Source organism: Streptomyces melanogenes, from assembly GCF_014649795.1.
Lineage (GTDB): Bacteria > Actinomycetota > Actinomycetes > Streptomycetales > Streptomycetaceae > Streptomyces > Streptomyces noboritoensis.
In genome coordinates this window covers 66,513-92,266 of sequence record NZ_BMTS01000016.1, presented here as the reverse complement: position 1 = coordinate 92,266, position 25,754 = coordinate 66,513, and the positions used below count along the sequence as shown (strand labels likewise).

At 71.9% G+C, this 25,754-nt stretch carries 23 protein-coding genes; 15 read left to right on the top strand and 8 right to left on the bottom strand.

Features of this window, described 5'->3' with window-relative positions:
* Nucleotides 1–43: 43 nt before the first annotated feature.
* On the top strand, nt 44–580 hold the full coding sequence (locus tag IE252_RS30230; protein WP_190092597.1) for a SigE family RNA polymerase sigma factor: 537 nt from the start codon (nt 44–46) through the stop codon (nt 578–580).
* A gap of 99 nt (nt 581–679) precedes the next feature.
* Nucleotides 680–1,921 carry a hypothetical protein gene (locus tag IE252_RS30225; protein WP_229848865.1) on the top strand — a complete coding sequence of 414 codons (1,242 nt, stop codon included), beginning with the start codon at nt 680–682 and terminating at the stop codon, nt 1,919–1,921.
* 119 nt (nt 1,922–2,040) lie between these two features.
* On the opposite strand, the gene IE252_RS30220 is transcribed toward IE252_RS30225, so the two are convergent.
* Both IE252_RS30220 and IE252_RS30215 read right to left on the bottom strand, forming a co-directional pair.
* Nucleotides 2,041–3,741, bottom strand: coding sequence for a bifunctional 3'-5' exonuclease/DNA polymerase (locus tag IE252_RS30220; protein ID WP_190092596.1), 1,701 nt, complete (start codon nt 3,739–3,741; stop codon nt 2,041–2,043).
* Between the two features lie 56 nt (nt 3,742–3,797).
* Nucleotides 3,798–4,619, bottom strand: coding sequence for an NAD(P)H-binding protein (locus IE252_RS30215; protein WP_190092595.1), 822 nt, complete (start codon nt 4,617–4,619; stop codon nt 3,798–3,800).
* A gap of 106 nt (nt 4,620–4,725) precedes the next feature.
* Here IE252_RS30215 and IE252_RS30210 point away from each other — a divergent pair, with 106 nt between their 5' ends.
* The 3 genes from IE252_RS30210 (at nt 4,726) to IE252_RS30200 (ending at nt 8,651) form a co-directional block, all read left to right on the top strand.
* Nucleotides 4,726–5,145, top strand: a complete 420-nt coding sequence (locus IE252_RS30210) for a winged helix-turn-helix transcriptional regulator (RefSeq protein WP_190092594.1) — start codon at nt 4,726–4,728, stop codon at nt 5,143–5,145.
* The gene (locus IE252_RS30205; RefSeq protein WP_190092593.1) at nt 5,142–6,275 is read left to right on the top strand and encodes a DUF2786 domain-containing protein; all 1,134 of its coding nucleotides are present in this window, start codon (nt 5,142–5,144) and stop codon (nt 6,273–6,275) included. Before IE252_RS30210 ends, IE252_RS30205 begins: the two co-directional genes overlap by 4 nt.
* 282 nt (nt 6,276–6,557) lie before the next feature.
* Entirely contained in the window at nt 6,558–8,651 is a 2,094-nt protein-coding gene (locus IE252_RS30200; protein ID WP_190092592.1) for an FUSC family protein, read from the top strand.
* A gap of 9 nt (nt 8,652–8,660) precedes the next feature.
* Here the strand turns inward: IE252_RS30200 and IE252_RS30195 are convergent, their stop codons facing one another.
* Complete coding sequence (locus IE252_RS30195) at nt 8,661–9,155, bottom strand: hypothetical protein (protein WP_190092591.1); 495 nt, start codon at nt 9,153–9,155, stop codon at nt 8,661–8,663.
* 240 nt (nt 9,156–9,395) lie between these two features.
* Between IE252_RS30195 and IE252_RS30190 the strand changes: the two genes are divergently transcribed.
* Nucleotides 9,396–9,635 (top strand): DUF397 domain-containing protein, encoded by a 240-nt coding sequence (locus tag IE252_RS30190; RefSeq protein WP_190092590.1) that lies wholly within the window; start codon nt 9,396–9,398, stop codon nt 9,633–9,635.
* Between the two features lie 91 nt (nt 9,636–9,726).
* On the opposite strand, the gene IE252_RS30185 is transcribed toward IE252_RS30190, so the two are convergent.
* Complete coding sequence (locus tag IE252_RS30185; protein ID WP_190092589.1) at nt 9,727–10,230, bottom strand: ATP-binding protein; 504 nt, start codon at nt 10,228–10,230, stop codon at nt 9,727–9,729.
* Nucleotides 10,231–10,541: 311 nt separating this feature from the next.
* Here IE252_RS30185 and IE252_RS30180 point away from each other — a divergent pair, with 311 nt between their 5' ends.
* From IE252_RS30180 to IE252_RS30170, 3 genes are all read left to right on the top strand, one after another.
* Entirely contained in the window at nt 10,542–11,405 is an 864-nt protein-coding gene (locus IE252_RS30180) for a Sco1979 family transcriptional regulator (protein WP_101389393.1), read from the top strand.
* A gap of 122 nt (nt 11,406–11,527) precedes the next feature.
* Nucleotides 11,528–12,985, top strand: a complete 1,458-nt coding sequence (locus IE252_RS30175) for an aldehyde dehydrogenase family protein (RefSeq protein WP_190092588.1) — start codon at nt 11,528–11,530, stop codon at nt 12,983–12,985.
* Nucleotides 12,986–13,035: 50 nt separating this feature from the next.
* Nucleotides 13,036–13,635 (top strand): PadR family transcriptional regulator, encoded by a 600-nt coding sequence (locus IE252_RS30170; protein ID WP_190092587.1) that lies wholly within the window; start codon nt 13,036–13,038, stop codon nt 13,633–13,635.
* Nucleotides 13,636–13,743: 108 nt separating this feature from the next.
* On the opposite strand, the gene gad is transcribed toward IE252_RS30170, so the two are convergent.
* Both gad and IE252_RS30160 read right to left on the bottom strand, forming a co-directional pair.
* Nucleotides 13,744–15,174, bottom strand: a complete 1,431-nt coding sequence (gene gad / locus IE252_RS30165) for a glutamate decarboxylase (protein WP_373298641.1) — start codon at nt 15,172–15,174, stop codon at nt 13,744–13,746.
* A 13-nt stretch (nt 15,175–15,187) separates the two neighbouring features.
* The gene (locus IE252_RS30160; protein ID WP_190092586.1) at nt 15,188–15,553 is read right to left on the bottom strand and encodes a YbjQ family protein; all 366 of its coding nucleotides are present in this window, start codon (nt 15,551–15,553) and stop codon (nt 15,188–15,190) included.
* Nucleotides 15,554–15,730: 177 nt separating this feature from the next.
* Between IE252_RS30160 and IE252_RS30155 the strand changes: the two genes are divergently transcribed.
* Nucleotides 15,731–16,423 (top strand): DedA family protein, encoded by a 693-nt coding sequence (locus tag IE252_RS30155; RefSeq protein WP_190092585.1) that lies wholly within the window; start codon nt 15,731–15,733, stop codon nt 16,421–16,423.
* Between the two features lie 101 nt (nt 16,424–16,524).
* Here the strand turns inward: IE252_RS30155 and IE252_RS30150 are convergent, their stop codons facing one another.
* Nucleotides 16,525–18,165 carry a threonine/serine exporter family protein gene (locus IE252_RS30150; protein ID WP_190092584.1) on the bottom strand — a complete coding sequence of 547 codons (1,641 nt, stop codon included), beginning with the start codon at nt 18,163–18,165 and terminating at the stop codon, nt 16,525–16,527.
* A 130-nt stretch (nt 18,166–18,295) separates the two neighbouring features.
* Complete coding sequence (locus tag IE252_RS30145; protein ID WP_101389400.1) at nt 18,296–18,790, bottom strand: inorganic diphosphatase; 495 nt, start codon at nt 18,788–18,790, stop codon at nt 18,296–18,298.
* 212 nt (nt 18,791–19,002) lie between these two features.
* Between IE252_RS30145 and dacB the strand changes: the two genes are divergently transcribed.
* The 5 genes from dacB to ftsH all read left to right on the top strand — a co-directional run bounded on the left by dacB (nt 19,003) and on the right by ftsH (nt 25,677).
* Entirely contained in the window at nt 19,003–20,418 is a 1,416-nt protein-coding gene (dacB, locus tag IE252_RS30140; RefSeq protein WP_190092656.1) for a D-alanyl-D-alanine carboxypeptidase/D-alanyl-D-alanine endopeptidase, read from the top strand.
* A gap of 54 nt (nt 20,419–20,472) precedes the next feature.
* The gene (locus IE252_RS30135; RefSeq protein WP_190092583.1) at nt 20,473–21,612 is read left to right on the top strand and encodes an Rv3626c family coenzyme F420 biosynthesis-associated protein; all 1,140 of its coding nucleotides are present in this window, start codon (nt 20,473–20,475) and stop codon (nt 21,610–21,612) included.
* A gap of 209 nt (nt 21,613–21,821) precedes the next feature.
* Complete coding sequence (gene tilS, locus IE252_RS30130; RefSeq protein WP_190092582.1) at nt 21,822–22,883, top strand: tRNA lysidine(34) synthetase TilS; 1,062 nt, start codon at nt 21,822–21,824, stop codon at nt 22,881–22,883.
* A 45-nt stretch (nt 22,884–22,928) separates the two neighbouring features.
* Nucleotides 22,929–23,468 carry a hypoxanthine phosphoribosyltransferase gene (gene hpt, locus IE252_RS30125; protein WP_067161225.1) on the top strand — a complete coding sequence of 180 codons (540 nt, stop codon included), beginning with the start codon at nt 22,929–22,931 and terminating at the stop codon, nt 23,466–23,468.
* Nucleotides 23,469–23,649: 181 nt separating this feature from the next.
* A complete protein-coding gene (gene ftsH / locus IE252_RS30120; RefSeq protein WP_190092581.1) occupies nt 23,650–25,677 on the top strand; it encodes an ATP-dependent zinc metalloprotease FtsH in 2,028 nt (675 codons plus the stop codon).
* Nucleotides 25,678–25,754: the final 77 nt, after the last annotated feature.

The following is a 25,754-nucleotide window of genomic DNA, read 5'->3' as shown; positions in this document are numbered from 1 at the left end:
GCGTCAATGAGGTGTAGGGGAGGTCAAAGGGTCGGGGGAGAGCATGAGAAAGCTGGGGCAGCCGAGGCAGCCGAAACAAGCGCGCACGGATGAGTTCCTGGAGTTCGCGTCGGGCCGAGCGAACCACCTCTTCCGCGCCGCGTGCCTGCTGACCAGCGGCGACACTCATCTCGCCGAGGACCTGGTGCAGGAGACGCTCGGGCGGATGTATGCGATGTGGGGTCGGATCTCCCGGATCGACAACCCCGCGGGATACGCGCAGACGATCCTCGTGCGCACGTTCCTCACCCACCGGCGACGCCGCTCGGCCGACGAACGGCCGATAGGGGAACTGCCGGACCGCCCCATGACCACGGACGAGGACCCGGCGCTGCGGCTCGCGCTGCTCGACGCGCTGGCCCGGCTCGCGCCCAAGGACCGCGCTGTGGTGGTCCTGCGGTACTGGGAGGACCGCAGCGTCGAGGAGACGGCGGAGGCGATGCGGGTCAGCTCGGCCGCGGTCCGCACCCGCTCGGTGCGCGCGCTGGCGAAACTGCGCGAACACCTGGGCGGCAGCCTCGCGGAACTCGCAGCGCTCTGACCCGCGAAACCAGGCACCAGGCAGTGCCCAACAGGCACCGCGCAAGACGAATCACGCACCACCGACCACGGAACACGAAGCGAGGAGTGGGGTTTCACCATGCCTTTTGAAGACCAGCTCGGTGACGCGATGCGCAGCACCGGCGACGGCTTCGTCCCGCAGGACAGCCGCGCGCTGCTCGACGGCGCCCTGATGAGCGGCCGGCGCCGACTGGCCCGGCGCCGGGCCGCCACGGTGACCGGCAGTGTGGTGGCGCTGGCCGCGGTGGGCCTCGGTGGCGCCTGGGCGAGCGGACTGGTCGGCGGCTCCTCCGGCGGCTCGGGGGGCTCCGGCGGTGCGTCCGCGTCCGTGGCGGCGCCGCCCAAGTCGACTCTTCCGGATCGGGTATCGGTCACCGCCGAGCAGATGATCAAGAACCTCATCTCGCTCCTCCCGCCCGGGAAGACCAGTGGCGAGCGGGGCAGTGGCGCGGGTCAGTCGGGCGACAAGTTCATGTCGCCGACCGCGTCGGTCGTCTTCGACGACGGCAAGGGCAAGGGGTCGATCGGGATCTCGCTGAGCACGATCGACCCGGCGGGCGAGAGCGCCACCGGGTATGTGACCTGCCCGTCGAAGGCGATCACGGACTACGACCACTGCACGGCCGAAGTGCTGCCCGACGGCTCGCGGTTCATGCTCTTCCAGGGGTACGAGTACCCGGACCGCCGCGAGGAGACGAAGAACTGGCGAGCCACGCTGATCACCCCGAAGGGCGTACTGGTCGACGCGACCGAGTACAACGCGGCCGCCGAGAAGGGCTCGACGACAAGCCGCGTCGACCCGCCGCTGACCGGAGCGCAGATGAAGACGCTGGTCACGGCCGGGGTGTGGAAGACGACCATGGCGGGCGCGAAGGTGCCGCGCTCGGAGTCGGTGCCCCGGGGCGAGCCGAGCGGGGCCTCGATGCAGCGCGAGCTGGTTGCCTCCCTGCCGAAGGGGCTCAAGGTCGTCGACCAGGGCAACGAGGGTGGCTATGCGTTCGCGGTCGTGGACGACGGCAAGGGCAAGAGCCTGGTCGGCATAAACGTCCAGCCCGGGATGGGAGACGTGCCGCTCCAGGGCACGGTGTCGACGCTGCCCAACGGGACCCGGGTCGGCGAGGAGCAGCGGCCGGGGGAGAAGGGCGGGGCGGGCGTGGTGTGGTGGACGGTCGACACGATCCGGACGAACGGCCTTCGGGTGGTGATCAGCGCGTTCAACACGGGGAACCAGAGCGCGCCTGCTACCCGGGCCACTCCGGCGCTGACCATGGCCCAACTGAAGGGGATAGCGCTGGATCCGAAGTGGGAGACGCTGCATTAGGGATGCGGTGAGTCGGGTGCGGGCCGGCGGGGTCTGGTCGGGCCCACGCGGCGGAGCCGCACATGCCACAGCCCCGTGCCTCTATTCGCCGCCGCCCCTGCCCGGCTCCCTACTTCGCCTCACTTCGCCTCCGAATACCGCTCCACCACCGTCGTCGTGAACGGGAACCTCACCGGGGTCTGGCCGAAGGCGATGCGGCCGGCCAGTTCGCCCGCCGCGCGGATCGCCTGCACGACCTGGGGGGCCTCCGCCTCGGGGCAGTGGACGATGACCTCGTCGTGCTGGAAGAAGACCAGCTCGGCCCGCCTCCCGGCGGTGGCGAGCTCCTGGCGCAGCGCGGCGAGCAGCAGCAGGGCCCAGTCGGCGGCGCTGCCCTGGACGACGAAGTTGCGGGTGAAGCGGCCCCGGGCGCGGGCGTTGGTGGACGCGTAGCCGGGGGTGAACTCGCCGTCCGGGGAGGTGAGTTCGGTGCCGCCCTCCTGGGGGAGGCCCGCCTCGCCGTCGTCGCCCGCCCCGGCCGCGGGTGGGCTGGTGCGGCCGAGCCAGGTCCGTACGAGACGGCCTTCCTCGCCCGCCTTCGCGGCGTCGTCGACGTACGCGACGGCCTGGGGGAAGCGGCGGCGCAGGGCGGCGAGGTTCTTGAGGCCGTCGCCGGAGGTCTGGCCGTAGATCGCGCCGAGGAGGGCGATCTTGGCGTGGTCGCGGTCGCCGGAGAAGGCGCGGTCGGACAGGGCGGTGTAGAGGTCGCCGTCGTGCCCGGCCACCTCCATCAGCCCCGGGTCGCGGGAGATCGCGGCGAGGACGCGCGGCTCCATCTGGTCGGCGTCGGCCACCACCAGGCGCCAGCCCTCGTCGGCCACCACCGCCTGCCGGATGACCTTGGGGATCTGGAGCGCGCCCCCGCCGTTGGTGGTCCAGCGGCCGCTGACCGTGCCTCCCGGGGTGTACTCGGGGCGGAAGCGGCCGTCGCGCACCCAGTCGTGCAGCCAGCTCCAGCCGTGCGCGGTCCAGATCCGGTACAGCTTCTTGTAGGCGACCAGCGGTGCCACGGCCGGGTGGTCGATCTCCTCCAGGGTCCAGCGGCGGGTGGAGGTGATGCGGATGCCCGCCTCGGCGAACGCCTTGATGACGTCGGCGGGCAGATCGGGCCGGACCCGGCGGCCGAAGGCGGCCGAGACCTCGTCCGCGAGCTCGGCGAGGCGGCGGGGCTCGCCGCCGCCCGCGTACCGCTCGCCGAGCAGGTCGTTCAGGAGGGCGCGGTGGACGTCCGCGCGCCAGGGCAGGCCCGCCCGGTTCATCTCGGCGGCCACCAGCATCCCGGCCGACTCGGAGGCGGTGAGCAGCCGCATCCGGCCGGGGTGCTCGGCCTTCTCGTGTCGCCGCTGCTGCTCCGCGTACACCTCGACCAGGGCTTCGAGGGGCAGGGCGGTGCCGCCGCTCGGCGGCTCGAAGAGGGGGGACTGGCGGCCGGGCTCGGCGGCGCGGGCGGGCGGGTCCGCCGGTACGGGCAGGTGGTGCAGCCGGGCCCAGGCGGCCGCGGCCGAGCGCGGTTCGCCGAGGCGGCCCTCGTGGCCGAGGAGGAGCAGCTCGGCGGCCTCGATGTCGTAGCACCGCTCGACGCGGACGCCGGCGGCGAGCAGGCGCGGGTAGACGTCGGCGGTGGAGCGCCACACCCAGCGCCCCACGCCGGGCCGCGACCGGACCGCCGCGGCCAGATCGGGCTCGTGTGCCACGGGCCCTTCGGGCAGCCCGTCCCGCCCGAGGGCGACGAGCCGCGCGCCGCCGTCCTCGGTGGGGTCCACCGCCCACTTCTCGTCCACGAGTGCGAGTGTGGCACCGGCCACTGACAACGGCGTTCCGCGGCGCGGGGGAGGGGCTACCAGCCGGTGCCCGCGCCCACCGCCTCCGCGTACACCGCCAGCGGGTCGAGCGGGGCGCGGCCGAGGAGGGTGTGGAGGTCGCCCGTGTCCGGGGTGGCGAGGAAGTCGCCGGCGATCGCCGAGTACGTGCCGACCAGCATCGGGACCTGGAAATCCAGGGCCCCGGACGCGGAGATCCGCTTGCGCGCCTCGGACAGGGTCTCCGGCTCGTACGCCGTTCCGGTCGCGGTGGCCAGTTCGGCGCCGCCGAGGGCGCGGGGGCCGGTCAGTTCGTAGAACCGGCCCGCGTGCGGGGCGGGGTCGAGGGCGACGCGGGCCGCGATCTCGGCCAGGTCGGCGCGGGCCACCGCCGCGAGGCGGCCGTCGGCCAGCGGCGCGGTGAGGCGGCCGTCGGTGCCGGGGGCGGCGAGGAGGGCGAGGAGCTCGGCGTACAGGCCGTTGCGCAGGACCGTCCACTTCAAAGAAGTGGACGCGCTCAGGCGGCGCTCGGTCCAGCGGTGGGCGAGGGCGTACGGCAGGTGGTCGCCCGCGCCGGTGAGGCTGGTGTAGACGACGTGCCCCACCCCGGCGCGCTCGGCCGCCGAGATCGCGGCGTCGTGGCGGGCGATGACGGTGTCGTCCTCGCCGTAACCGGCGGAGATCAGCAGCAGGGTGTCGATTCCGGCGAACGCCTCGGGCAGGGATTCGGGGTCGTCGAAGTCGACGCGCCGGGCGCCGGTCAGCGGCGCGCGCGTGCCGAGCACGACGTCGTCGCGGCCCGCGAGGCGTTCGGCGACGAGGTGGCCGAGACCGCCGGAGACACCGGTGACGAGCAGCATGGAGGACCCCCAGGAGATCAACGCGGACAGGATTCTGTTCGCGGTGGTGTTCGACAACTGCGACCATCGTCTGCGGTTCGGCACGCGCGCGTAAGGAGGCACTTCGATGTCAGTGGGGCACACGGAGGTAACCACCCCCGAGGGCCGGCGGGTGATCACCGACCCGGTGATCAGCTGCGAGACCCCGCAGGACGAGTGCGGGGTGCGCGATGTGCTCGACCGGCTCGGCGACAAGTGGTCGGTGTACGTGGTGGTCGAACTCGCCGCGGGCGTCAAGCGGTTCCGCCAGCTCCAGCGCGCCGTTCCCGGCATCTCGCAGCGGATGCTGACGCTGACCCTGCGGCGCCTGGAGCGCGACGGCCTGGTGGACCGGACGGTGTACCCGACGGTCCCCGCGCAGGTCGAGTACGAGCTGACGGCGATGGGCCACAGCCTCACCCACCTGGTCAAGGCGCTCGCGGACTGGTCGATCGGCCACCGGGACGCGATCGCGCAGGCCCGCCGGGACTGGGACGCGGCGCAGTGACGACGGTCGAGCGGGCGCTGGCCGCGGCGCTGTACGCCGAGTCCGACGCGGACCTGGACACCGGCGCGTCGCTGCTGGCCGCCGACCCGTCCGCCGACGCCGAGCTCGCCCTGCGCGGGCGGGAGCTGGTCGGGCGGGCGTGGGAGCGGGGCTGGCAGCCGGCCGATGTCGTACGGATGGTCCGGCGCGAGCTGGCGGAGCCGCACGTACGGCTGGCCGTGGAGCTCGTGCTCGTCCAGCTGAAGCGGTACGAGCGGCTGCCGGCCCGGTGGGCGGAGCAGGCCGAGGGGCTCGCGGACGCCGTCCGGGGCGCGGGCGAGCGGTCGGAGGACCGCTTCACGCGCGCGACGACGGTGCTTGAGCTGTACCGGCTGCTGTTGCGGCTGCCCGCGATCGAGCCGGTGGGGCCGGTGCCGGGCACGCCCGTGCACCTGCCGCCGGTGCACGGCGAGCCGAAGACGCTGACGCGGATCCGGGCGCTGCTCGCCAAGGCGGAGGCGACGGAGTTCCCGGAGGAGGCGGAGGCGCTGAGCACCAAGGCGCAGGAGCTGATGGCGCTGCACAGCATCGACGAGGCGGTGCTCGCGGCGGGCGGCCACCGGGGGGACGCGCCGGGGGCGTGCCGGATCGGGGTGGACGCGCCGTACGAGACGTCCAAGGCGATCCTGCTGGACGCGGTCGCCTCGGCCAACCACTGCCGGGCGGTGTGGAACGGGGACTTCGGCTTCTCGACGGTGGTGGGCTTCGAGGCCGACCTGGAGGCGGTCGAGCTGCTCTACACGTCGCTGCTGGTGCAGGGGACCGCGGCGATGACGCGGGCGGAGGCGGCGCAGCGGGCGGGCGGGCGCAAGCGGACGAAGACGTTTCGGCAGTCGTTCCTGCTGGCGTACGCGAACCGGCTCGGCGACCTCCTGTCGGCGACGGCCCGCCAGGTGGAGTCGACGGCGTCCACCACGCTGCTGCCGGTGCTGGCCACGCGCGCGGTGGCGGTCGCGGGGCGGGCGGAGGAGATGTTTCCTCGTACGGTACGGACGCGGGTTCGGGGGGCGACGGACGAGGCGGGTTGGCAGGACGGCACGACGGCGGCCAACCGGGCCCACCACGGCCCGGGCCGGCCTCGCTTGCCCTGACCCCACGTGCCGGGGCTGCGCCCCGTGTCCCCGTTCGTCTGCGGACCGTGCTGGGTTGCTCGCGCAGTTCCCCGCGCCCCTAGAAGCGTCCCTCCGGGCCGCCCAGGGGATTGCCGCGCAGCGGCATTTTTAGGGGCGCGGGGAACTGCGCGACCAGCCACCCACGGTCCGCAGACGAACGAGGGGGCCGGGGGCGCAGCCCTGGAGAAAACCGCCTTCACGCACCCCCACCCCCGGAGGGTTTAGGGAAGGGGCGGGGTGGGGCTGACTACTCTCGGCCCCATGACCTGGCTGCACGCCCTGAACGCCACCGCCCGGGCGGGGCTCAGCGTCGAGCGGCGGCGGCTGGAGCCCGCCGTCGCGCTGCGCGGGGCCGCCGGACTCGCCCTCGTCGTCGGCGTCAGCCTCGTCACCCTCGGCCCCACCGCCGCCGTCAGCTCCGCGTTCGGCGCGTTCCAGGCCGCCATCGCCACCTTCCAGCGCAGCTGGCGCCCCCGCCCGGTCCTGGCACTCGCGTCCGGCGCCAGCCTCGCCCTCTCCACCTTCCTGGGCTACCTCGTCGGCGCCCACTCCCCGTTCTTCCTGGCCCTGCTCGCCGCCTGGACGTTCGCCTCCGGACTCGCCTGGGCCGTCGGCCCCACCGCCGGGATCATCGCCTCCTCCAACGTGGCGATCATGCTGGTCACCGTCACCCTGCCCACCTCGATCCCGACCGCCGCCGGGCACGCCGCGATGATCGCCGCGGGCGGCGTCGTGCAGGCGGCCCTGGTCGTCCTCGTCCCGATCCGCCGCTGGGGCGCCCAGCGCGACGCGCTCGCCGACGCGCTGGCCGCCGAGGCCGACTACGCCCGCCGCCTCCGCCAGGACCCGCGCGCCGCGTTCGACCCCGAGCCCCTGATGACCGCCCGGCTCGCCGCCGCCGTCACGCCCCGGGAGGCCCGCCGCCGCCCGGCGGAGCTGCACGGCTCCCGGGGCGTGGCCGAGCGGATCCGGCCGGTCCTGGCCTCGCTCGCGGACCCCGCGCTCGGCGTGCCGGAGGAGGGCCCCGAGCGCGACCGGGTGCGCGAACTGCTCGGCGCCGCCGCCTCCGTGCTCGACGCGGCCGCCCGCGCGATCCGGCACGGCGAGGCCGTCCGCATCCCGGCGCCCGCCGAGGCCGCCCTCAAGACGCCCGACACCGGCGCGATCCTCACCGGCCCCGCCTTCCGCGCCGCCACCCGCCTGATCGCGCTGCTCGGCGACGTGGTGGAGACGGCCGAGGGCACCGGCGGCGACGGCTCCGAGCCGCTGCTGCGGCCCACCCTGCCCCGGCTCGTCCCGCTCGCCCTGCGCACCATGCGCGCCGAGCTGGGCCGCCGCGACTCCCCGGTCTTCCGGCACGCCGCCCGGGTCTGCGCGGTCGCCGCCGCCGGATACCTCCTGGGCAAGGCACTCCCGCTCGGCCACGGCTACTGGGCGCCGATGGCCTCCGTCATGGTGATGCGCCCGGACTTCTCGCAGACGTACTCCCGCGCGGTCGCCCGCTTCGGCGGCACCCTGGTCGGCGTCGCGCTCGCCACCGGCCTCGTCCAGCTCACCCACCCCGGCCCCGGCCTCTCGGCCGCGCTCGCGGTGCTCTGCGCGTTCCTGATGTACCTGCTGATGCGTACGGGATACGCGGCGGCCAGCGCGTGCACCTCCGCCTACGTGGTGTTCCTGCTCGGCACCGGCGGCCTCCAGTGGACCCAGACCGTCCCCGACCGGGTGCTGCTCACGCTGCTCGGCGGGGTGCTGGCGATGGCCGCGTACGCGCTCTACCCGGCCTGGGAGACGCCCCGGCTGCGCACCCGGCTCGCGGACTGGCTGGCCGCCTGCGGGCGGTACGCGGCGGCCGTAGCCGACCGGTACGCCGACCCCGCCGCGCCCGCCGACGAGGTGCGCCGGGCGCTGCTCGCCACCCGCGCGGCCCGGGTCGCCTGGCAGGAGGCGCTGGAGCGGGCCACCCACGAACCGGTGCGCCACCGGGGCCTGTCGCGGGCCGCTGCCGAGGGCGCCGGGCACGCGGTGGGGCAGCTCGGCCGGATCGCGATGCTGATGGAGGCGCACGTCCCCGAGCGCGGCGCGCCCCCGGTCCCGGCCGCCGCCGCGTTCGCCGGGGCGCTGCGCGGGGCCACCGAGCGGGGTGCGAAGGCGGTGCGGGAGCGGCGGGTGCCGCAGTGGGGCGAGGCGGAGAAGGCGCTGGCCGCGTGGGACGGCGAGGGGGCGCCCGACCGGTCCGACCGGGTCGTGCGCAAGGGCGCGGGCCTGCTGCTGCACTCCCTGGAGGAGCTTTCGGACGCGCTCGCCTCGCCCGCCCCGCCGATGGCCCTCAAGGACGCCCGGCCGCCGACGTCCTGACGGGGAGCGTCAGGGGGTCGGCAGGCCCGCCGTCGGGATGCCCGTCGGCAGCTTCCCGTCCAGCTCCGACTTGGTGAAGGTGTCGGTCTTGCCGCCCTCCCACTTCACCGTGAGGGTCTTGCCGTCGGCGCTCAGCGAGGGCATGCCCGCCGCGCGGTCGGTGTTGCCGTCGGCGCACTTCAGCTCGATCATCGCCATGCTGTTGTCGCTGACCGTGCCGCTGCACGTGTGTTCGCCGCCGAGCGCCACGTTCGTACCGCTGATCACCAGGGCGGTGGGCTTGCCCTGGAGGACGGCCGCCCAGGCGCCGGCGATGTCCTTGACGGCCACCTTGCCGCCGCTGCTGCCGTTGCCGCTGCCGCCGCTCGGGCTCGCGCTCTGCCCGGTGCCGCCGGTGTTCTTGTCCTTGGGCTTGTCGCCGTCGTCCGAGCTGGAGCACCCGGCAAGGGCGAGACAAGCGGCGAGGGCCACGGCGCCCGCCCCGGTACGTACATGCCTGCGCACTGCGAAATCCCCTTGCTCGGTCGGTTTCCGGACGCGTCAAGCTACCAGCGCGTGAACCAGGGGGGCGCGGGACGCGTCTATACCCAGTGGACGAGTAGTCCAACCCGGTGGAATGCCTGTAACGGCCCGAGTACCGCGCGTGCACGTGCATATGCTCATGCAGGCGCACATGAACACGGCTATGATCCGGGGCAGTTGACCTTTCACAGATGCACGTCTGCACATCCCCCGGGAGCGACCTTGCACCACGCGTACAACGGCATGGCGGCAACAGAGCTTCAGGGTGTCGTCTGGCAGAAGAGCAGGCACAGCAACTCCCAAGGGACCTGCGTGGAGTTCGCCCGGCTGCCGGGAGGAAGGGTTGCCGTCCGCAACTCGACGTTCCCGGACGGGCCCGCGCTGGTCTATACGAGGGCCGAGATCGAGGCGATGCTGCTCGGCATCAAGGACGGCGAGTTCGACCACCTGATCGCCGACTGAGCCCGCCGAAGTCACCGACCCCGGACACGCGAACGGGCCCCCATCAGGGGGCCCTCATGTCGTACGGGTGAGAAGTGGGTGTAGGAACTGGTCAGTCGGCCGGTTGGAGGCGGAACAAGGCCCAGACCACCTTGCCGCTCAGCGTCCCGGTGAGCGGGTGCCAGCCCCAGGAGTCGCTGAACGAGTCCACCAGGAACAGCCCGCGCCCCGACTCCGCGTCGCAGTCGTCCGACCCGGGCGAGGACGGGCTGTCCACGCTGGGGTCGCGCACCGCGCACACCAGCCGGCTGGTCCACCGCATCAGATGCAGCCGCACGGGCGGCGCGTCCGACTCGCGGGCGGTGTCGGCGGGCAGCGCGTGGCGCAGGGCGTTGGTGACGAGCTCCGAGACGACCAGGGCCACCTCGTCGAAGCGTTCCGACAGCTCCCACTGGCCGAGCGTCTTCTTGGTGAACTGTCTGGCGCCGCGCACGGCTTCGTAGCGGGCGGGCAGCCCACAGGAGGCGGAACTGGCCACGGCGGAGGGGTCGATGGGCGGGAGGGCCTGCCTTAAAGGCTCCAACGGCTCCAGCATGGTCGATCCATTCGTCCCCATGCGAGGCACTCCCGGGATTCGCGGCCGTGGCGGTACAGGCGAACGTGGCGTACAGCAGAACATCACGCTAGGCACAGCAGGACACAAGACGAGCACGCAGGTGCGCGGGGACCATGGTTCCGAATGCCCGCTCCTGATGCAAGGGCAGATGCACGTGCACGTGCCAGACCTGTCCAACCCCGTGGTGATTGTTGCTCATTTCTTCCCGAGGCCGATTTCGGAGCTTGACCATTTCCGTAATCGATTGAGTACGGGGTGAAGCGTTTTGGTGGCAGACTGCCGTGCACCGTCGGTTGGGGAGGGACAGCGAAGTGACCGCAGGAGAGTCGAGCGGGTCGGTGGTCCGGCGCATTCTGCTGGGCTCACAGCTCAGGCGCCTGCGCGAGTCCCGGGGCATCACCCGTGAGGCCGCCGGGTATTCGATCAGGGCGTCCGAGTCGAAGATCAGTCGTATGGAGTTGGGGCGGGTGAGCTTCAAGGCAAGGGATGTCGAAGACCTGCTGACGCTCTACGGGGTCACCGACGACGCCGAGCGCGCGTCGCTCCTGGGGCTGGCCAAAGAGGCCAACATCGCGGGCTGGTGGCACAGTTACGGCGATGTGCTGCCCGGCTGGTTCCAGACGTACATCGGTCTGGAGGGCGCGGCCTCCCTCATCCGGATCTACGAAGTGCAGTTCGTCCACGGCCTGTTGCAGACCGAGGCGTACGCCCACGCCGTCGTCCGGCGCGGTATGCCCAACGGGTCGAACGCGGAGATCGACCGCCGTGTGGCGCTGCGCCTGGAGCGCCAGAAGGCCCTCGTCTCCGAGCGGGCGCCGAGGTTCCACGCCGTCCTGGACGAGGCGGCGCTGCGCCGCCCGTACGGCGAACGGGACGTGATGCGCGGCCAGTTGAAACACCTCATCGAGGTATCCGAGCAGCCGAACGTGACACTCCAGGTGATGCCGTTCAGCTTCGGCGGACACGCGGGCGAGAGCGGGGCCTTCACCCTGCTGCGCTTCCCGGAGTCCGACCTCTCCGACATCGTCTATCTGGAGCAGCTCACCAGCTCCCTCTACCTGGACAAGCCGGAGGAGGTCGCCCAGTACGACAGGGCGATGGAACGGCTCCAGAAGGACAGTCCGGGCCCGGAGGAAAGCCGCGATCTTCTCCGTGGACTACTCCAACTCATCTGATACGTCAGTACGATGACGTCACATCAGGGTTGTGTACCAGAAGCGGGGGACACAGTGGACGCGACGACGAACACGTTCGCGACGGACACGGTGGCGGCGCAGTGGCAGCAGTAAGGGATGGCATGTCCTTCTTCACCGACCTGGCCCACCAGTACATCGACGGCGAGTGGCGCACCGGCAGCGGGTCGTGGGACATCATCGACTTCGATCCGTACAACGGGGAGAAGCTCGCCGCCATCACGGTCGCCACGGTGGATGAGGTCGACCAGGCCTATCGCGCGGCCGAGCGCGCCCAGGTCGGCTGGGGCGAGACCAACCCGTACAGCCGAAGACTGGTCTTCGAGCGCGCGCTGCGGATCACCGAGGAGCGCGAGCCGGAGATCATCGAGGCGATCGTCACCGAGCTCGGCGGCACCCGCCTGAAGGCCGGTTACGAGGTGCACCTCGCCAAGGAGTTCCTGCGCGAGGCGATACAGCTGGCGATACGGCCGGAAGGCCGGATCCTGCCCTCGCCCGTCGACGGCAAGGAGAACCGCGTCTACCGGCTGCCGGTCGGCGTGGTCGGGGTGATCAGCCCCTTCAACTTCCCCTTCCTGGTGACGCTGAAGTCGGTCGCACCGGCCCTCGCGCTCGGCAACGCCGTCGTGATCAAGCCGAACCAGAACGCCCCGGTGGTCGGCGGCGGCCTCATCGCCAAGATCTTCGAGGACGCGGGGCTGCCGGCCGGGCTGCTGAACGTGCTGGTCACGGATATCGCCGAGATAGGCGACGCGCTGATAGAGCACCCGGTGCCCAAGGCGATCTCGTTCGCGGGCTCCGACCGCACCGGCCGCCATGTGGCCGCCGTCGCGGGCAGCCACTTCAAGCGGGCCATCCTGGAGCTGAGCGGCAACAGCGCGCTGGTCGTCCTGGACGACGCGGACATCGACTACGCGGTCGAGGCGGCGGTTTTCAGTCGTTTCGTCTACCAGGGGCAGGTCTGTATGGCCGCCAACCGGGTGCTGGTGGACCGGAGCATCGAGCAGAAGTTCACCGAGAAGTTCTGTGCGCGGGTGGCGGCCCTCAAGACCGGCGACCCGGCCGACCCGGCCACCGACATCGGCCCGGTGATCAACAGCTTCCAGGCGGACGCGCTCACCTCGCTGGTCGACCAGGCCCTCGCCGAGGGCGCCACCGCGCTGGTCCGGGGCCGCACGCGCGGCAGCCTCGTCGAGCCGACCGTCCTGACCGGGCTGCCCGAGGACTCCCCGCTGCTGCGGCAGGAGATCTTCGGCCCGGTGGTGCTGCTGCTCTCCTTCGACGGCGAGGAGGAGGCGGTACGGATGGCCAACGACAGCCCGTACGGACTGAGCGGCGCCGTCCACACCGCCAACGTGGAGCGGGGCGTGCGGTTCGCCAAGCGGATCGTCACCGGGATGATCCACGTCAACGACTCGACCATCCAGGACGAGCCGCTGGTGTCGTTCGGCGGCGAGAAGTACTCGGGGCTCGGACGGCTGAACGGGGACTCGACGATCGAGGCGTTCACCACCCAGAAGTGGATCTCCGTACAGCACGGGAGGAGCCTCTTCCCGTTCTGAGCGACCAGGTGGTTGCTCTCGCGAACGGGTGAGGTCATAGGCTGAGGCGCATGTCAGCGATCCGTCTCCTCGTGCTCGGCGCGATCCGCCAGCACGGCCGGGCGCACGGCTACCAGGTCCGCAACGACCTGGAGTACTGGGGCGCCCACGAGTGGTCCAACGCCAAGCCCGGCTCGATCTACCACGCCCTCAAACAGATGGCGAAGGAGGGCGTGCTGCACGCCCACGAGATCGCGCCGAGCACGGCGGGCGGTCCGCCGCGCACCGAGTACGAGCTGACGGACGCGGGCTTCGAGGAGTATCTGAAGCTGCTGCGCGCGGCGCTGACCTCGTACGACCAGAAGATGGACATGCTCTCGGCGGCAATCGGCTTCATGGTCGACCTGCCGCGCACCGAGGTGGTGGCGCTCCTGCGCGACCGCCTGGAGCGCCTGGCGGCGTGGCGCGCCAGGGTGACGGAGCACTACATCCCCGAGGACGGCCCCGAGTCCCTCGGCCACATCGGCGAGATCATGAACATGTGGGTCCACTCGGCGGACGGTGAGGCGGAGTGGACGACCGGCCTGATCGCGAGGATCGAGGCCGGCGCGTACAGATTCGCGGGCGAGGGGAAGCGGTTCGTGGCGGTACTGGCGGACGGCGCCCCATAGGGGCGCGGGGCTGTGACATGTGCGGCTCCGCCGCGTGGGCGCGAGCAACCACGCACGATCCGCACTCGAACACGGCGCCCAGCGAAAACGGCGCTCCCCCCGCCCCACTCAGTGGTGGAAGGCCGTAGCCACAGACTCGTCCCGCCCGAGCGGACCGGACTGCCGCCGCAGCTCCGGCAGCAGCCGTCCCAGGTCCTCCACCAGCATCGCCGCCAGATCCGACGAGAACCCGTTCCGGCACACCACCCGCAGCACCGACAGATCCTCCCGGTGCGGCGGGAACGTGTACGCGGGCACCAGCCACCCCTTCTCCCGCAGCCGCCGCGACACGTCGAACACGTCGAACCGCTTCACCTCCGGCGCCGTCGTGAACGCGAACACCGGCAGCTCGTTCCCGCGCGTGAGCAGTTGGAAGTCGCCGAGCGACTCCACGCGCTCGGCGAGCGCCCGCGCCACGTCCCGGGTGGTCTGCTGCACCGCCCGGAACCCCTCCCGCCCCAGCCGCAGGAACGTGTAGTACTGCGCCACCACCTGCGCCCCCGGCCGCGAGAAGTTCAGCGCGAACGTGGGCATGTCGCCGCCCAGGTAGTTCACCCGGAAGACCAGCTCCTCCGGGAGCTCCTGCGCGGAGCGCCACAGGGCCCACCCCACGCCCGGGTACACCAGCCCGTACTTGTGCCCGGACGTGTTGATCGACGCGACCCGGGGCAGCCGGAAGTCCCACACCAGGTCCTCGTCCAGGAAGGGCGCCACCATCGCCCCCGACGCGCCGTCCACATGGACCGGTACGTCGAGCCCCGTACGCTCCTGCAACGCGTCGAGCGCCGCGCAGAGTTCCGCGATCGGCTCGTACGATCCGTCGAAGGTCGAGCCGAGGATCCCGACCACGCCGATCGTGTTCTCGTCGCACAGCTCGGCCGCCGCCTGCGGGTCGAGGTGGAAGCGGTCGCCCTCCATCGGGACCTGGCGCGCCTCGACCTCCCAGAAGGTGCAGAACTTCTCCCAGCAGACCTGGACGTTCACGCCCATCACCAGGTTCGGCACCGCGTCCCGCCCGGGATAGCGGTCCGCGTTCCGCTTCGCCCAGCGCCGCTTGAGCGCCATCCCGGCGAGCATGCACGCTTCGCTCGACCCTGTCGTCGAGCAGCCCACCGCCCCGGCCGGGTCGGGCGCGTGCCACAGGTCGGCGAGCATCGCCACACAGCGCCGCTCCAGCTCGGCGGTGCGCGGGTACTCGTCCTTGTCGATCATGTTCTTGTCCCGGCACTCCGCCATCAGCACCCCGGCCTGCGGCTCCATCCAGGTGGTGACGAAGGTGGCCAGGTTGAGCCGGGAGTTGCCGTCCAGCATCAGTTCGTCGTGGACGAGCTGGTACGCCGTGGAGGGGGCGAGCGGCCGGTCCGGCAGCCGGTGCCGGGGCGGCGCGGACGTCATGGAGCCGACCGGGTCGGCCTCCCCGTAGAACGGGTTGAGGGCGAGCCGCCCGTACTCCTTCTCGTACTGCTGCGTCTTCTTGTCGGCGCCCTGGTGCAGTGCCACGGCCGTCCCCTCCTCAGAGCTTCGTGATCACGACCGCCGTTCCGTACGCGCAGACCTCCGTCCCGACGTCGGCCGCTTCGGTGACGTCGAACCGCATCATGAGGACGGCGTTCGCCCCACGCGCGCGTGCCTGCTCGACCAGGCGCTCCATGGCCTGGTTCCGGGTCTGCACAAGCGTCTTCGTCAGCCCCTTCAGCTCGCCGCCGATCATGGACTTCAGCCCGGCGCCGATCTGGCTGCCGAGGTGGCGCGAGCGGACGGTCAGGCCGAAGACCTCGCCGATGACCTGCTGGACCTGATAGCCGGGTACGTCGTTCGTCGTCACGACCAGTACGTCGGACTGCGCGCCCTGCCCGCCGCCGTATTCCTCGATGCCCATGTGTCGCCTACCTCCTGGAGAACCCTGGGACCCAGCTTTGTACCCGCCCGGGCACAGCGCATCCCCAGGAACCCGGTGGAACCTGGATTGGGCCGAACGCGTTGATAGCTTTGGCCCCGTCAACGCGCGCTTACGCGCGCCCCCCGCCCAGACCCCTGACCCAGGAGCCCGGAACCCGTGACCAACCTCGCACTCGGTCCGAGCTGGCTGGACCCCGACCAGCTGCTGTCGTCGTTCGGCCTGGCCGGTCTGCTGGTGATCGTCTTCGCCGAGTCCGGCCTGCTCATCGGCTTCTTCCTGCCGGGCGACTCGCTGCTGTTCACCACCGGTCTGCTGGTCACCAGCGGCAAGATCGACCACCCGCTGTGGCTGGTCTGCCTGCTGGTCGTGGCCGCGGCCGTCGTGGGCGACCAGGTGGGCTACCTGTTCGGCCGCAAGGTCGGACCCTCGCTCTTCAACCGGCCGGACTCCAAGCTCTTCAAGCAGGAGAACGTGGAGAAGGCCCACGAGTTCTTCGAGAAGTACGGCCCGAAGTCGCTGGTGCTGGCCCGGTTCGTGCCGATCGTGCGGACGTTCACGCCGATCATCGCGGGCGTGAGCCGGATGAACTACCGCTCCTTCATCACGTACAACGTGATCGGCGGCACGCTGTGGGGCGCGGGCGTCACGCTGCTCGGCGCGGCGCTCGGCAACGTCGAGTTCGTGCACAAGAACATCGAGCTGATGCTGGTCGCGATCGTGCTGGTCTCGGTGGTCCCGATCGCGATCGAGTTCCTACGGGCCCGCTCCAAGTCGAAGAAGGCGGGTCCGGGGGCGTCCGGGCCGTCGGGTTCTCCCACCCCTCAGCGCAGGCGCCACGCAAAGCGCTGAGCCTCGCGTACGGGCGCGCCCCCAAAGGGGCGCGGGGCTGTGTCATTGTGCGACTCCGCCGCGTGGGCGCGACCAGCCCCCCACCGGCCCGCAGACAAACCTCAGAACCCTCGGGTCCGCTTCGCCGCCTTACGGGCGGCTCCCGGCGCCTTGAGGAACATCCGGGACATCTCGCTCCCGAGGTTCACCCCGATCGCGATGGCCATCGCCAGCGCCGCCGCCTTGGCGATGTTGGCGAGGCCCTGGTCCCGGTGGTTCTGGGCGATCGCGAGCACGCCGAAGTACGTGGCGGAGCCGGGCAGCAGCGGCCCGATCGCCGCCGTCACGTACGGCAGCGCCGAGGTGTTGCGGTAGCGTGCGACCAACTGCCCGAACAGGCCGACCAGCCCCGCCGCCACCGCCGTCGCCATGATCGGCGAGCCCTTCGCGGTGACCGCGATCGACGCGTAGATCACCCAGGCGATCCCGCCGTTCACCGTCGCGATCCACACGGTGGAACGTTCCTGCTGGAGCAGGACGGCGAAGGTCAGACACAGCGCCATCGAGGCCAGGGTCTGCACGATCGGGCGCTCGATGGGGCTCAGCGCCCCTTCCGGGTTGAGCTTGGCGTCGACCTGGAGTCCCCCGTACAGCACGGTGAGGACGCCGATCACGATCGCCACGAAGAAGTACGTGACTTCGAGCAGGCGGGCCGAGGCGGTGATGTAGAAGCCGGTCAGGCCGTCCTGGACGGCGGCCACCAGCGCCCGCCCCGGGATCAGGGCGAACAGCCCACCGGTGATCACCGCCGAGGGCCGCAGGTCCCAGCCGAGCAGGCTGAGCGCCACACCCATCGCCGCCGGCGGCATCGCCGCCACCACGAACTGGTAGAACTCGGGCAGCCCGCGCGCCGCGCAGAGCCAGGCCAGCCGGTCGCCGAGGATCGCGCCGGCCGCGGCCACCAGGAACACCGTGACGCCGCCCCCCACCAGCACGGAGGCCGCCCCGGCGAGCCCGCCCGCGGCCGTGGTGAGGACCCAGCCGGGGTACGGGTGCCGGTTGCGGCGGATCTCGGCGAGGCGGCGGTAGGCCTCTTCGAGGGTGACGTCGTGGTCGGGGCTGGTCATGTCCGTGACGAGCCGGTGGACGGCCGCCAGACGCGTGTAGTCGGTGCCCCGGCGGCGTACCGTCCGGTTCGCCGTGACCGGGTCGTCCACCAGCGACGGCTGGTGGGTGATGGAGAGCAGGGTGAAGGTCACCGTCGGCTCGCAGCGGTCCAGGCCGTAGCTGCGGCAGATCGCGAACATCGCCGCCTCGACGTCCTCCGCGCCCTCGCCGCCCGCCAGCAGCAGCTCGCCGATACGCAGCGTCAGGTCGAGCACGCGCGGCACGGCGGGCCCGGCCTCGTCGGCCTTGGGGGCTGTCTCCGGCACCGGCCGCTCGCCCACCGGCATCCGCAGCATGGTGCGCATCCGGTCCTGCCAGGGCGCGTCCTTGGAGAGCCGCACCAGCGGCAGCCCGGCGGTGGTGACCATCGCGGGCGGGGCCTCGCGGGCCGAGTAGGTGAGGGGCGGCGCGAAGGCGGAGACGGGCTGCTCGACGACCGGCTCGGGCTCCGGCACCCCGGCCGGCAGCGCGAACTCGGAGGTCGGCGCGTCCTCCTCGGGGGGCCCGGGCTGCTCCACCCCGTCGGGAGCCGCGAAGGCGCTGCGCGCCTCGTCCGAGGGCGGCTTGCGCTCCTCCGGCACCTGCTGCTCAGCCACCCCTTACCTCCCTCCGGTCCCTTCCGTACGCATGCGTGTGCCCAGTATGTGGGCGATCATCAAGTCGTACGACAACGGGCGGCGCACCCCGGAAGGTGCACCGCCCGTCGTCGTACGGGTGAGAGACGCGTCAGTGCGCGCCGCCCTGCGCCTCGAGGCGCTTGTAGGAGGCCTTGATCTCTTCCTCGGCCTCGGCGCGGCCGACCCAGTTGGCGCCCTCGACGGACTTGCCGGGCTCCAGGTCCTTGTAGACCTCGAAGAAGTGCTGGATCTCCAGGCGGTCGAACTCCGACACGTGGTGGATGTCGCGCAGGTGCTCGACGCGCGGGTCGGACGCCGGCACGCAGAGCAGCTTGTCGTCGCCGCCCGCCTCGTCGGTCATGCGGAACATGCCGATGGCGCGGCAGCGGATCAGGCAGCCCGGGAAGGTCGGCTCGTCCAGGATGACCAGCGCGTCCAGCGGGTCGCCGTCCTCGCCGAGGGTGTTCTCGACGAAGCCGTAGTCCGCCGGGTAGCTGGTCGAGGTGAAGAGCCGACGGTCCAGGCGGATCCGGCCGGTCTCGTGGTCCACCTCGTACTTGTTCCGCGAACCCTTCGGGATCTCGATGGTGACGTCGAACTCCACGGGTGGCTCTCCTCAGTGATCAGCACATGCATGGGACGGTTGCTGCGCCCCCGGGCCGGGCCCGGGACGTTCAGCCGGACGGGCCGCCGGTGCTGACCCGGAGTGCCATGTTCGCGGCAAGACGCAGTTCTGGTGATTAAGTGTCCCTCACGCAGGTGTGTGATCGCGAAAGGGGCTGGTCCTCGGTGCCGGGACCCAAGACATGGCAGCTCATGGCGGGTGCGGCTGCGGTAGGCCTGGCGGTGGCGGCCGGAGCGGTGGCCACGGCCGGTCCCTGGGACTCGGGTCAGCGTACGGCCGAGCGCGACAAGGCGGCGGCCGCTCGTCAAACAGGTGGCGCACATCACCTGGGCGCGCCCCCCGCACCGGCGCCCGCGCCCAGCGCGAGGGGCGTGCTCGCCGCGCTGAGCGCCCCCGCGAACGCCCCCGCGGACACCGCGCTCGACCAGGTCCTCGGCCCCCTGCTCGCGGCGCCCGGCCTCGGCCCGCAGCCGGCCGCCGCGGTGTACGACACGGCCACCGGCAAGCAGCTCTACGGGCAGCGCGCGGACACCGCCATGACGCCCGCCTCCACCGTCAAGATCGCCACCGCGGTCGCCGCCCTGTCGGCGCTCGGCCCCGACCACCGCATCCCCACCACGGTCGTCGCCCCCGCCACCGGCAACTTGCTCACCCTCGTCGGCGGCGGCGACCCCACCCTCGGCAAGGACGGTCTGCGCGCGCTCGCCGACGCCACCGCCCGCGCCCTGCGCACCCGGGGCTTCACCGACGCGGCCCTCTCCTACGACCTCTCCCGCTACAGCGGGCCCGAGCTGCACCCCATCGGCCCGAACGAGAACATCGCGCCCGTCGTCGCCCTGATGACCGACGAGGGCCGTACCGGGGGCACCTCCCAGGCTTTCGGCTCTGGGGGAGGCAGCTCCAGCGGGCCCGCCCCGCGCACCGGGGACCCGGCGGGCGACACCGCCCGTATGTTCGCCTCCCTGCTGCGTGAACGCGGCATCACCCTCACGGCCCCGCCCGCGCCCGGCAAGGCCCCGCAGGGCGCCACCGAGCTCGCCCGCACCCTCTCCGCGCCGCTCTCGGAGCTGGTCGAGCGGATGCTGACCAACAGCGACAACGACCTCGCCGAGGCGCTGGCCCGCCAGACCGCCCTCGCGGCCCGGATCCCCGCCGACTTCGGCGGGGCCGCCAAGGCCGTCGCCGCCCGGCTCGCCGCACTCGGCCTGCCGCAGGCCGCCACCGCCCGGTTCGCCGACGGCAGCGGCCTCAGCCGCGAGAACCGGGTCAGCGCCCAACTGCTGACCCTGCTGCTCGCCCGCGCCGCCGACCCCGCCCACCCGGAGCTGCGCCCGGTCCTCACCGGTCTGCCGGTCGCCGGGTTCACCGGCACCCTGCGCGCCCGCTACGGGGCCACCTCCTCGGCCACCGGCCTGGTCCGCGCCAAGACCGGCACCCTCTCCGGCGTCAACGCGCTCGCGGGCACCGTCGTGGACGCCGACGGCCACCTGCTCACCTTCGCCTTCCTCGCCGCCGACACCCCCGGCCCCGACCCGGCCCAGCGCGCCCTCGACAGGCTCGCCGACCAACTGGCCCGCTGCGGCTGCCATGCCGCCCCCGCCCCGTAAGCCCTCGGCTTCAACCCTCCTCCCCTGGAGGAGGGGACAACGTACGGTTGACGCATGACAGGCATCGGTGGTGCTGCTTCTGCTGGGATGGTCGACTGGAACCTCGCGGTGGCGACCGCGACCCGACTGGTGAGGCCGGGCCCCGACGTGAGCCGGGACGAGGCGCGCGCCGTCGTCGCCGAGCTGCGCCGGCACGCCAAGGCCTCCGAGGAACACGTACGGGCCTTCACCCGGATGATCCCGGACAGCGTGCGGCCCGCCGACACCCCCGTCCTCGTGGTCGACCGCGCGGGCTGGGTCAAGGCCAACGTGGCCGGCTTCCGGGAAGTGCTGAAGCCGCTGCTCGACAAGATGCAGGAGCGCCGGGGCAGCAGCCCGGGCGGCGCCGTGCTCGGCGCGGTCGGCGGCAAGGTCACCGGCGTGGAGCTGGGCATGCTGCTCAGCTTCCTGTCCTCGCGGGTCCTCGGGCAGTACGAGACGTTCGCGCCCGCCACCCGCGAGCTCCCGGCCGGGGAGAACGGCGGCGGCCGCCTCCTCCTGGTCGCCCCCAACATCGTCCACGTGGAGCGCGAGCTCGACGTCCACCCGCACGACTTCCGGCTCTGGGTGTGCCTGCACGAGGAGACCCACCGCACCCAGTTCACCGGCGTGCCCTGGCTGCGCGACCACCTCGAAGGCGAAATCCAGTCATTCCTCGGCGAGACCGACGTCGACCCGATGACCGTCCTCGAGCGGCTGCGCGAGGCCGCCCAGTCGCTCACCGGAAGCCGCCCCGAGGGCGAGGAGGGCGAGAGCGGCCGCTCCCTGGTCGAGCTGGTGCAGACCCCCGCCCAGCGCGAGATCCTCGGCCGCCTCACCGCCGTGATGTCGCTGCTCGAAGGCCACGCGGACTTCGTGATGGACGGGGTGGGGCCGCAGGTCGTGCCCTCGGTGGCCGAGATCCGCGAGAAGTTCCAGCAGCGCCGCGCCAAGGGCGCCTCCCGCCTCGACCAGGCCCTGCGCAGGCTGCTCGGACTGGACGCGAAACTGCGCCAGTACCGCGACGGCGAGCGGTTCGTACGGGCCGTCGTCGACCAGGTCGGCATGGACGGCTTCAACCGGGTCTGGACCTCGCCCAACACGCTCCCCACCAAGTCGGAGATCGCCAAACCGGCGGACTGGGTCGCGCGGGTGCACCGCAGGACGGAGGGCTGATCCGGCGAGCGCCGACCGCACCCACGTACCCGGGGCCCACAGGTGTCCCCCGGAAATGCGCAGGATCACCCATCCGAGGGACCGTAGGGCATGGGTAGGCGTGCAATGCTCGGGTATCGGCTCGGTTCTGTCACCATCTACGCACTCTGTGTGACCGATCTTTTCCCTCGTCCCGAGGCACCCCCCAACTTCACCGAAGGGCACCGGACATGGGTCCCCATCCTGCGGTCGCGGCGATACGCCTGGCGGTCCGCCGCGTACTCCACGACGTACTGCACGACGCGCTCGTCCTCAGCGACGGCCGCACCCCACCCCCCGACACCTCCCCCCGCGACCACGCGCGCGAGGGCGACGACAGCGGCCCCCTGGTCCTCGTCGCCTGCTCGGGCGGCGCCGACTCCATGGCGCTCGCCTCCGCCCTCGCCTTCGAATCCCGCAAGCTCTCCGTCCGCGCCGGCGCCGTCACCGTCGACCACGGCCTCCAGCCCGGCTCCGACCAGCGCGCCGCCGAGGTCGCCGCCCGGCTCACCGCGATGGGGCTCGACCCGGTCGAGGCCGTCGCCGTGAAGGTGGGCCGCGAGGGCGGCCCCGAAGCCGCCGCCCGGGACGCCCGCTACGCCGCCCTGGACGCCGCCGCCGAGCGCCACGGCGCCGCCGCGATCCTGCTCGGCCACACCCGCGACGACCAGGCCGAGACGGTTCTGCTCGGCCTCGCCCGCGGCTCCGGCACCCGCTCCCTGTCCGGCATGGCCGCCGTCTCCGGCGCCCACGGCCGCTACCGCCGCCCCTTCCTCCAGATCGACCGGCACACCGCCCGCAAGGCCTGCCTGGTCCAGTCGCTGCCCGTCTGGGACGACCCGCACAACGCCGACCCCGCCTACACCCGCTCCCGGCTGCGCCACGAAGGCCTGCCCGCCCTGGAGAAGGCCCTCGGCAAGGGCGTAGTGGAGGCCCTTGCGCGCACCGCTGAGCTCTCCCGCGACGACGCAGACGCCCTGGACGCCTGGGCCGCCGACGCCGACCCGTCCGTCCGGGACGACGCCGGCGAGCTGCTGTGCGGAAAGCTCTACGCGCTGCCCGCCGCGGTCCGCCGCCGGGTGCTGCGCAAGGCCCTCATCCACGCCGGTTCCCCCGCCGGCTCGCTCTTCGCCCGCCACGTCGAGGAGGTCGACCGGCTCATCACGAGCTGGCGCGGCCAGCGGGCCATCAACCTCCCCGGGCGCGTCGAGGCACGGCGGCAGGGTGGCAGACTGGTCATCCGGCAGAGCTGAGCTCACGTACGTACAACGAAAGTGGCCCGGGTGAACGAGAAGGACATGGGCACCGACCTCCAGTCGGTGCTCATCACCAAGGAAGAGATCGACGCCAAGCTGGCCGAGCTGGCCGCGAAGATCGACGCGGAGTACGCGGGCAAGGACCTCCTGATCGTCGGCGTCCTCAAGGGTGCCGTGATGGTCATGGCGGACCTGGCGCGCGCGCTGTCCACCCCGGTCACCATGGACTGGATGGCCGTCTCCTCCTACGGCGCGGGCACCCAGTCCTCCGGCGTCGTCCGCATCCTCAAGGACCTCGACACCGACATCAAGGGCAAGCACGTCCTGATCGTCGAGGACATCATCGACTCGGGCCTCACGCTGTCGTGGCTGCTCTCCAACCTCGGATCCCGCGAGCCCGCCTCTCTCGAGGTCTGCACGCTGCTCCGTAAGCCGGATGCCGCAAAGGTCGCGATCGACGTGAAGTGGATCGGATTCGACATTCCGAATGAATTCGTCGTCGGCTACGGCCTCGACTACGCCGAGAAGTACCGCAATCTCCCCTTTGTCGGGACGCTGGCTCCGCACGTCTACGGCGGCTGAGCCGGGAACCCGGTCGGGAACCCAGAGCCCCCTTCCCGCGTTGGAGCTTGGGAAGGCGGGTTTGCCAGCCGTCCCTTGCGGCCGCGGGTGACAATGCTGGGGTACCGTCCGAAGAACAGTCTTTACTCACAGCAGCATTTACCTACGGGCAGGAGGGACGGGGCGTTCTCGCTCCGTATGGATGGACGTGAAGCGATACTTCCGTGGGCCGGTCATGTGGATCGTGCTGGCCGTCCTCGCCGTGGTCGTGTTGATGCAAGTCGTCGGCTCGTCGGGCGGCTACAAGACGGTGGACACCTCCGAGGTCGTCCAGGCGATCGACAAGAACCAGGTAGACGAAGCCAAGATCACGACCGGCGACGAGTCGGTCATCAAGGTCGACCTCAAGGACGGCCAGAAGGTCAAGGGCGCCAACAAGATCCAGGCGAGCTACATCGGCGACGCCCAGGGCACCAACCTGGCCAACAAGCTGCAGGGCAAGTTCGACAGCGGAGACCTGACCAAGGGCTACACGGTCTCCCCCTCGAAGCAGAACCCGATCGTGGGGATCCTGCTCTCGCTGCTCCCCTTCGTCCTCATCGTCGTCGTCTTCCTGTTCCTGATGAACCAGATGCAGGGCGGCGGCTCCCGGGTCATGAACTTCGGGAAGTCCAAGGCCAAGCTCATCACCAAGGACACCCCGAAGACGACGTTCGCCGACGTGGCCGGGGCGGACGAGGCCGTCGAGGAGCTCCACGAGATCAAGGAGTTCCTCCAGGAGCCGGCGAAGTTCCAGGCCGTCGGCGCCAAGATCCCCAAGGGCGTGCTGCTGTACGGCCCGCCCGGCACCGGCAAGACCCTCCTCGCGCGCGCCGTCGCGGGCGAGGCCGGCGTCCCCTTCTACTCGATCTCCGGCTCCGACTTCGTCGAGATGTTCGTCGGTGTCGGCGCCTCGCGTGTGCGTGACCTCTTCGAGCAGGCCAAGGCGAACGCCCCGGCGATCGTCTTCGTCGACGAGATCGACGCCGTCGGACGGCACCGCGGCGCGGGCCTCGGCGGCGGCCACGACGAGCGCGAGCAGACGCTCAACCAGCTGCTCGTCGAGATGGACGGCTTCGACGTGAAGGGCGGCGTCATCCTGATCGCCGCCACCAACCGGCCCGACATCCTCGACCCGGCCCTCCTGCGCCCCGGCCGCTTCGACCGCCAGATCGCGGTCGACCGCCCGGACATGCAGGGCCGTCTGGAGATCCTCAAGGTCCACCAGAAGGGCAAGCCGGTCGCCCCGGACGTCGACCTCTCGGCCGTCGCCCGGCGCACCCCCGGCTTCACCGGCGCCGACCTGTCGAACGTGCTGAACGAAGCGGCGCTCCTCACGGCGCGCAGCAACCAGAAGCTGATCGACAACAACATGCTGGACGAGGCGATCGACCGCGTCGTGGCGGGCCCGCAGAAGCGGACCCGGATCATGTCCGACAAGGAGAAGAAGATCACCGCGTACCACGAGGGCGGACACGCCCTGGTCGCGGCCGCTTCCCCGAACTCGGACCCGGTCCACAAGATCACGATCCTGTCGCGCGGCCGGGCCCTCGGCTACACGATGGTCCTGCCGGACGAGGACAAGTACTCGACCACGCGCAACGAGATGCTCGACCAGCTCGCCTACATGCTGGGCGGGCGCGCGGCCGAGGAGCTCGTCTTCCACGACCCGACCACGGGCGCGGCGAACGACATCGAGAAGGCCACGGCCACCGCCCGCGCGATGGTCACGCAGTACGGCATGACCGAGCGGCTCGGCGCGATCAAGTTCGGCGGCGACAACACGGAGCCGTTCCTGGGCCGTGAGATGGCGCACCAGCGCGACTACTCGGAAGAGGTCGCGGCGCTCGTCGACGAAGAGGTCAAGAAGCTCATCGAGACGGCGCACAACGAGGCCTGGGAGATCCTCGTCGAGAACCGCGACGTCCTCGACAACCTGGTCCTCCAGCTGCTGGAGAAGGAGACGCTGGGCAAGGAGCAGATCGCCGAGATCTTCGCCCCCATCGTCCGGCGCCCCGCGCGTCCGGCCTGGACGGGCTCGTCGCGGCGCACGCCGTCGACCCGCCCCCCGGTCCTGTCGCCCAGGGAGCTCGCCCTGACCAACGGCGCCTCGACCGCCAACGGCGCGGCCCCGACCGACTCGGTCCCGACCGAGCAGCTCCCGGGCGTGGAAGACCGCCCCGAGAGCTGACCCCCGGCTCCTCGGACCCGGAATGCACTCCGCGCCCCCCAGGTTTTAGCCTGTGGGGGCGCGGCGCTGTCGTGCGC

Bases quoted from the DNA above. Each gene is read 5' to 3' on its own strand.
- IE252_RS30230 (WP_190092597.1), top strand. From the start codon at position 44: ATGAGAAAGCTGGGGCAGCCGAGGCAGCCGAAACAAGCGCGCACGGAT.
- IE252_RS30225 (WP_229848865.1), top strand. From the start codon at position 680: ATGCCTTTTGAAGACCAGCTCGGTGACGCGATGCGCAGCACCGGCGAC.
- IE252_RS30215 (WP_190092595.1), bottom strand. From the start codon at position 4,619: ATGCTGCTCGTCACCGGTGTCTCCGGCGGTCTCGGCCACCTCGTCGCC.
- IE252_RS30210 (WP_190092594.1), top strand. From the start codon at position 4,726: ATGTCAGTGGGGCACACGGAGGTAACCACCCCCGAGGGCCGGCGGGTG.
- IE252_RS30200 (WP_190092592.1), top strand. From the start codon at position 6,558: ATGACCTGGCTGCACGCCCTGAACGCCACCGCCCGGGCGGGGCTCAGC.
- IE252_RS30185 (WP_190092589.1), bottom strand. From the start codon at position 10,230: ATGGGGACGAATGGATCGACCATGCTGGAGCCGTTGGAGCCTTTAAGG.
- IE252_RS30175 (WP_190092588.1), top strand. From the start codon at position 11,528: ATGTCCTTCTTCACCGACCTGGCCCACCAGTACATCGACGGCGAGTGG.
- IE252_RS30170 (WP_190092587.1), top strand. From the start codon at position 13,036: ATGTCAGCGATCCGTCTCCTCGTGCTCGGCGCGATCCGCCAGCACGGC.
- IE252_RS30160 (WP_190092586.1), bottom strand. From the start codon at position 15,553: ATGGGCATCGAGGAATACGGCGGCGGGCAGGGCGCGCAGTCCGACGTA.
- dacB (WP_190092656.1), top strand. From the start codon at position 19,003: ATGGCGGGTGCGGCTGCGGTAGGCCTGGCGGTGGCGGCCGGAGCGGTG.
- IE252_RS30135 (WP_190092583.1), top strand. From the start codon at position 20,473: ATGACAGGCATCGGTGGTGCTGCTTCTGCTGGGATGGTCGACTGGAAC.
- tilS (WP_190092582.1), top strand. From the start codon at position 21,822: ATGGGTCCCCATCCTGCGGTCGCGGCGATACGCCTGGCGGTCCGCCGC.
- hpt (WP_067161225.1), top strand. From the start codon at position 22,929: ATGGGCACCGACCTCCAGTCGGTGCTCATCACCAAGGAAGAGATCGAC.
- ftsH (WP_190092581.1), top strand. From the start codon at position 23,650: ATGGACGTGAAGCGATACTTCCGTGGGCCGGTCATGTGGATCGTGCTG.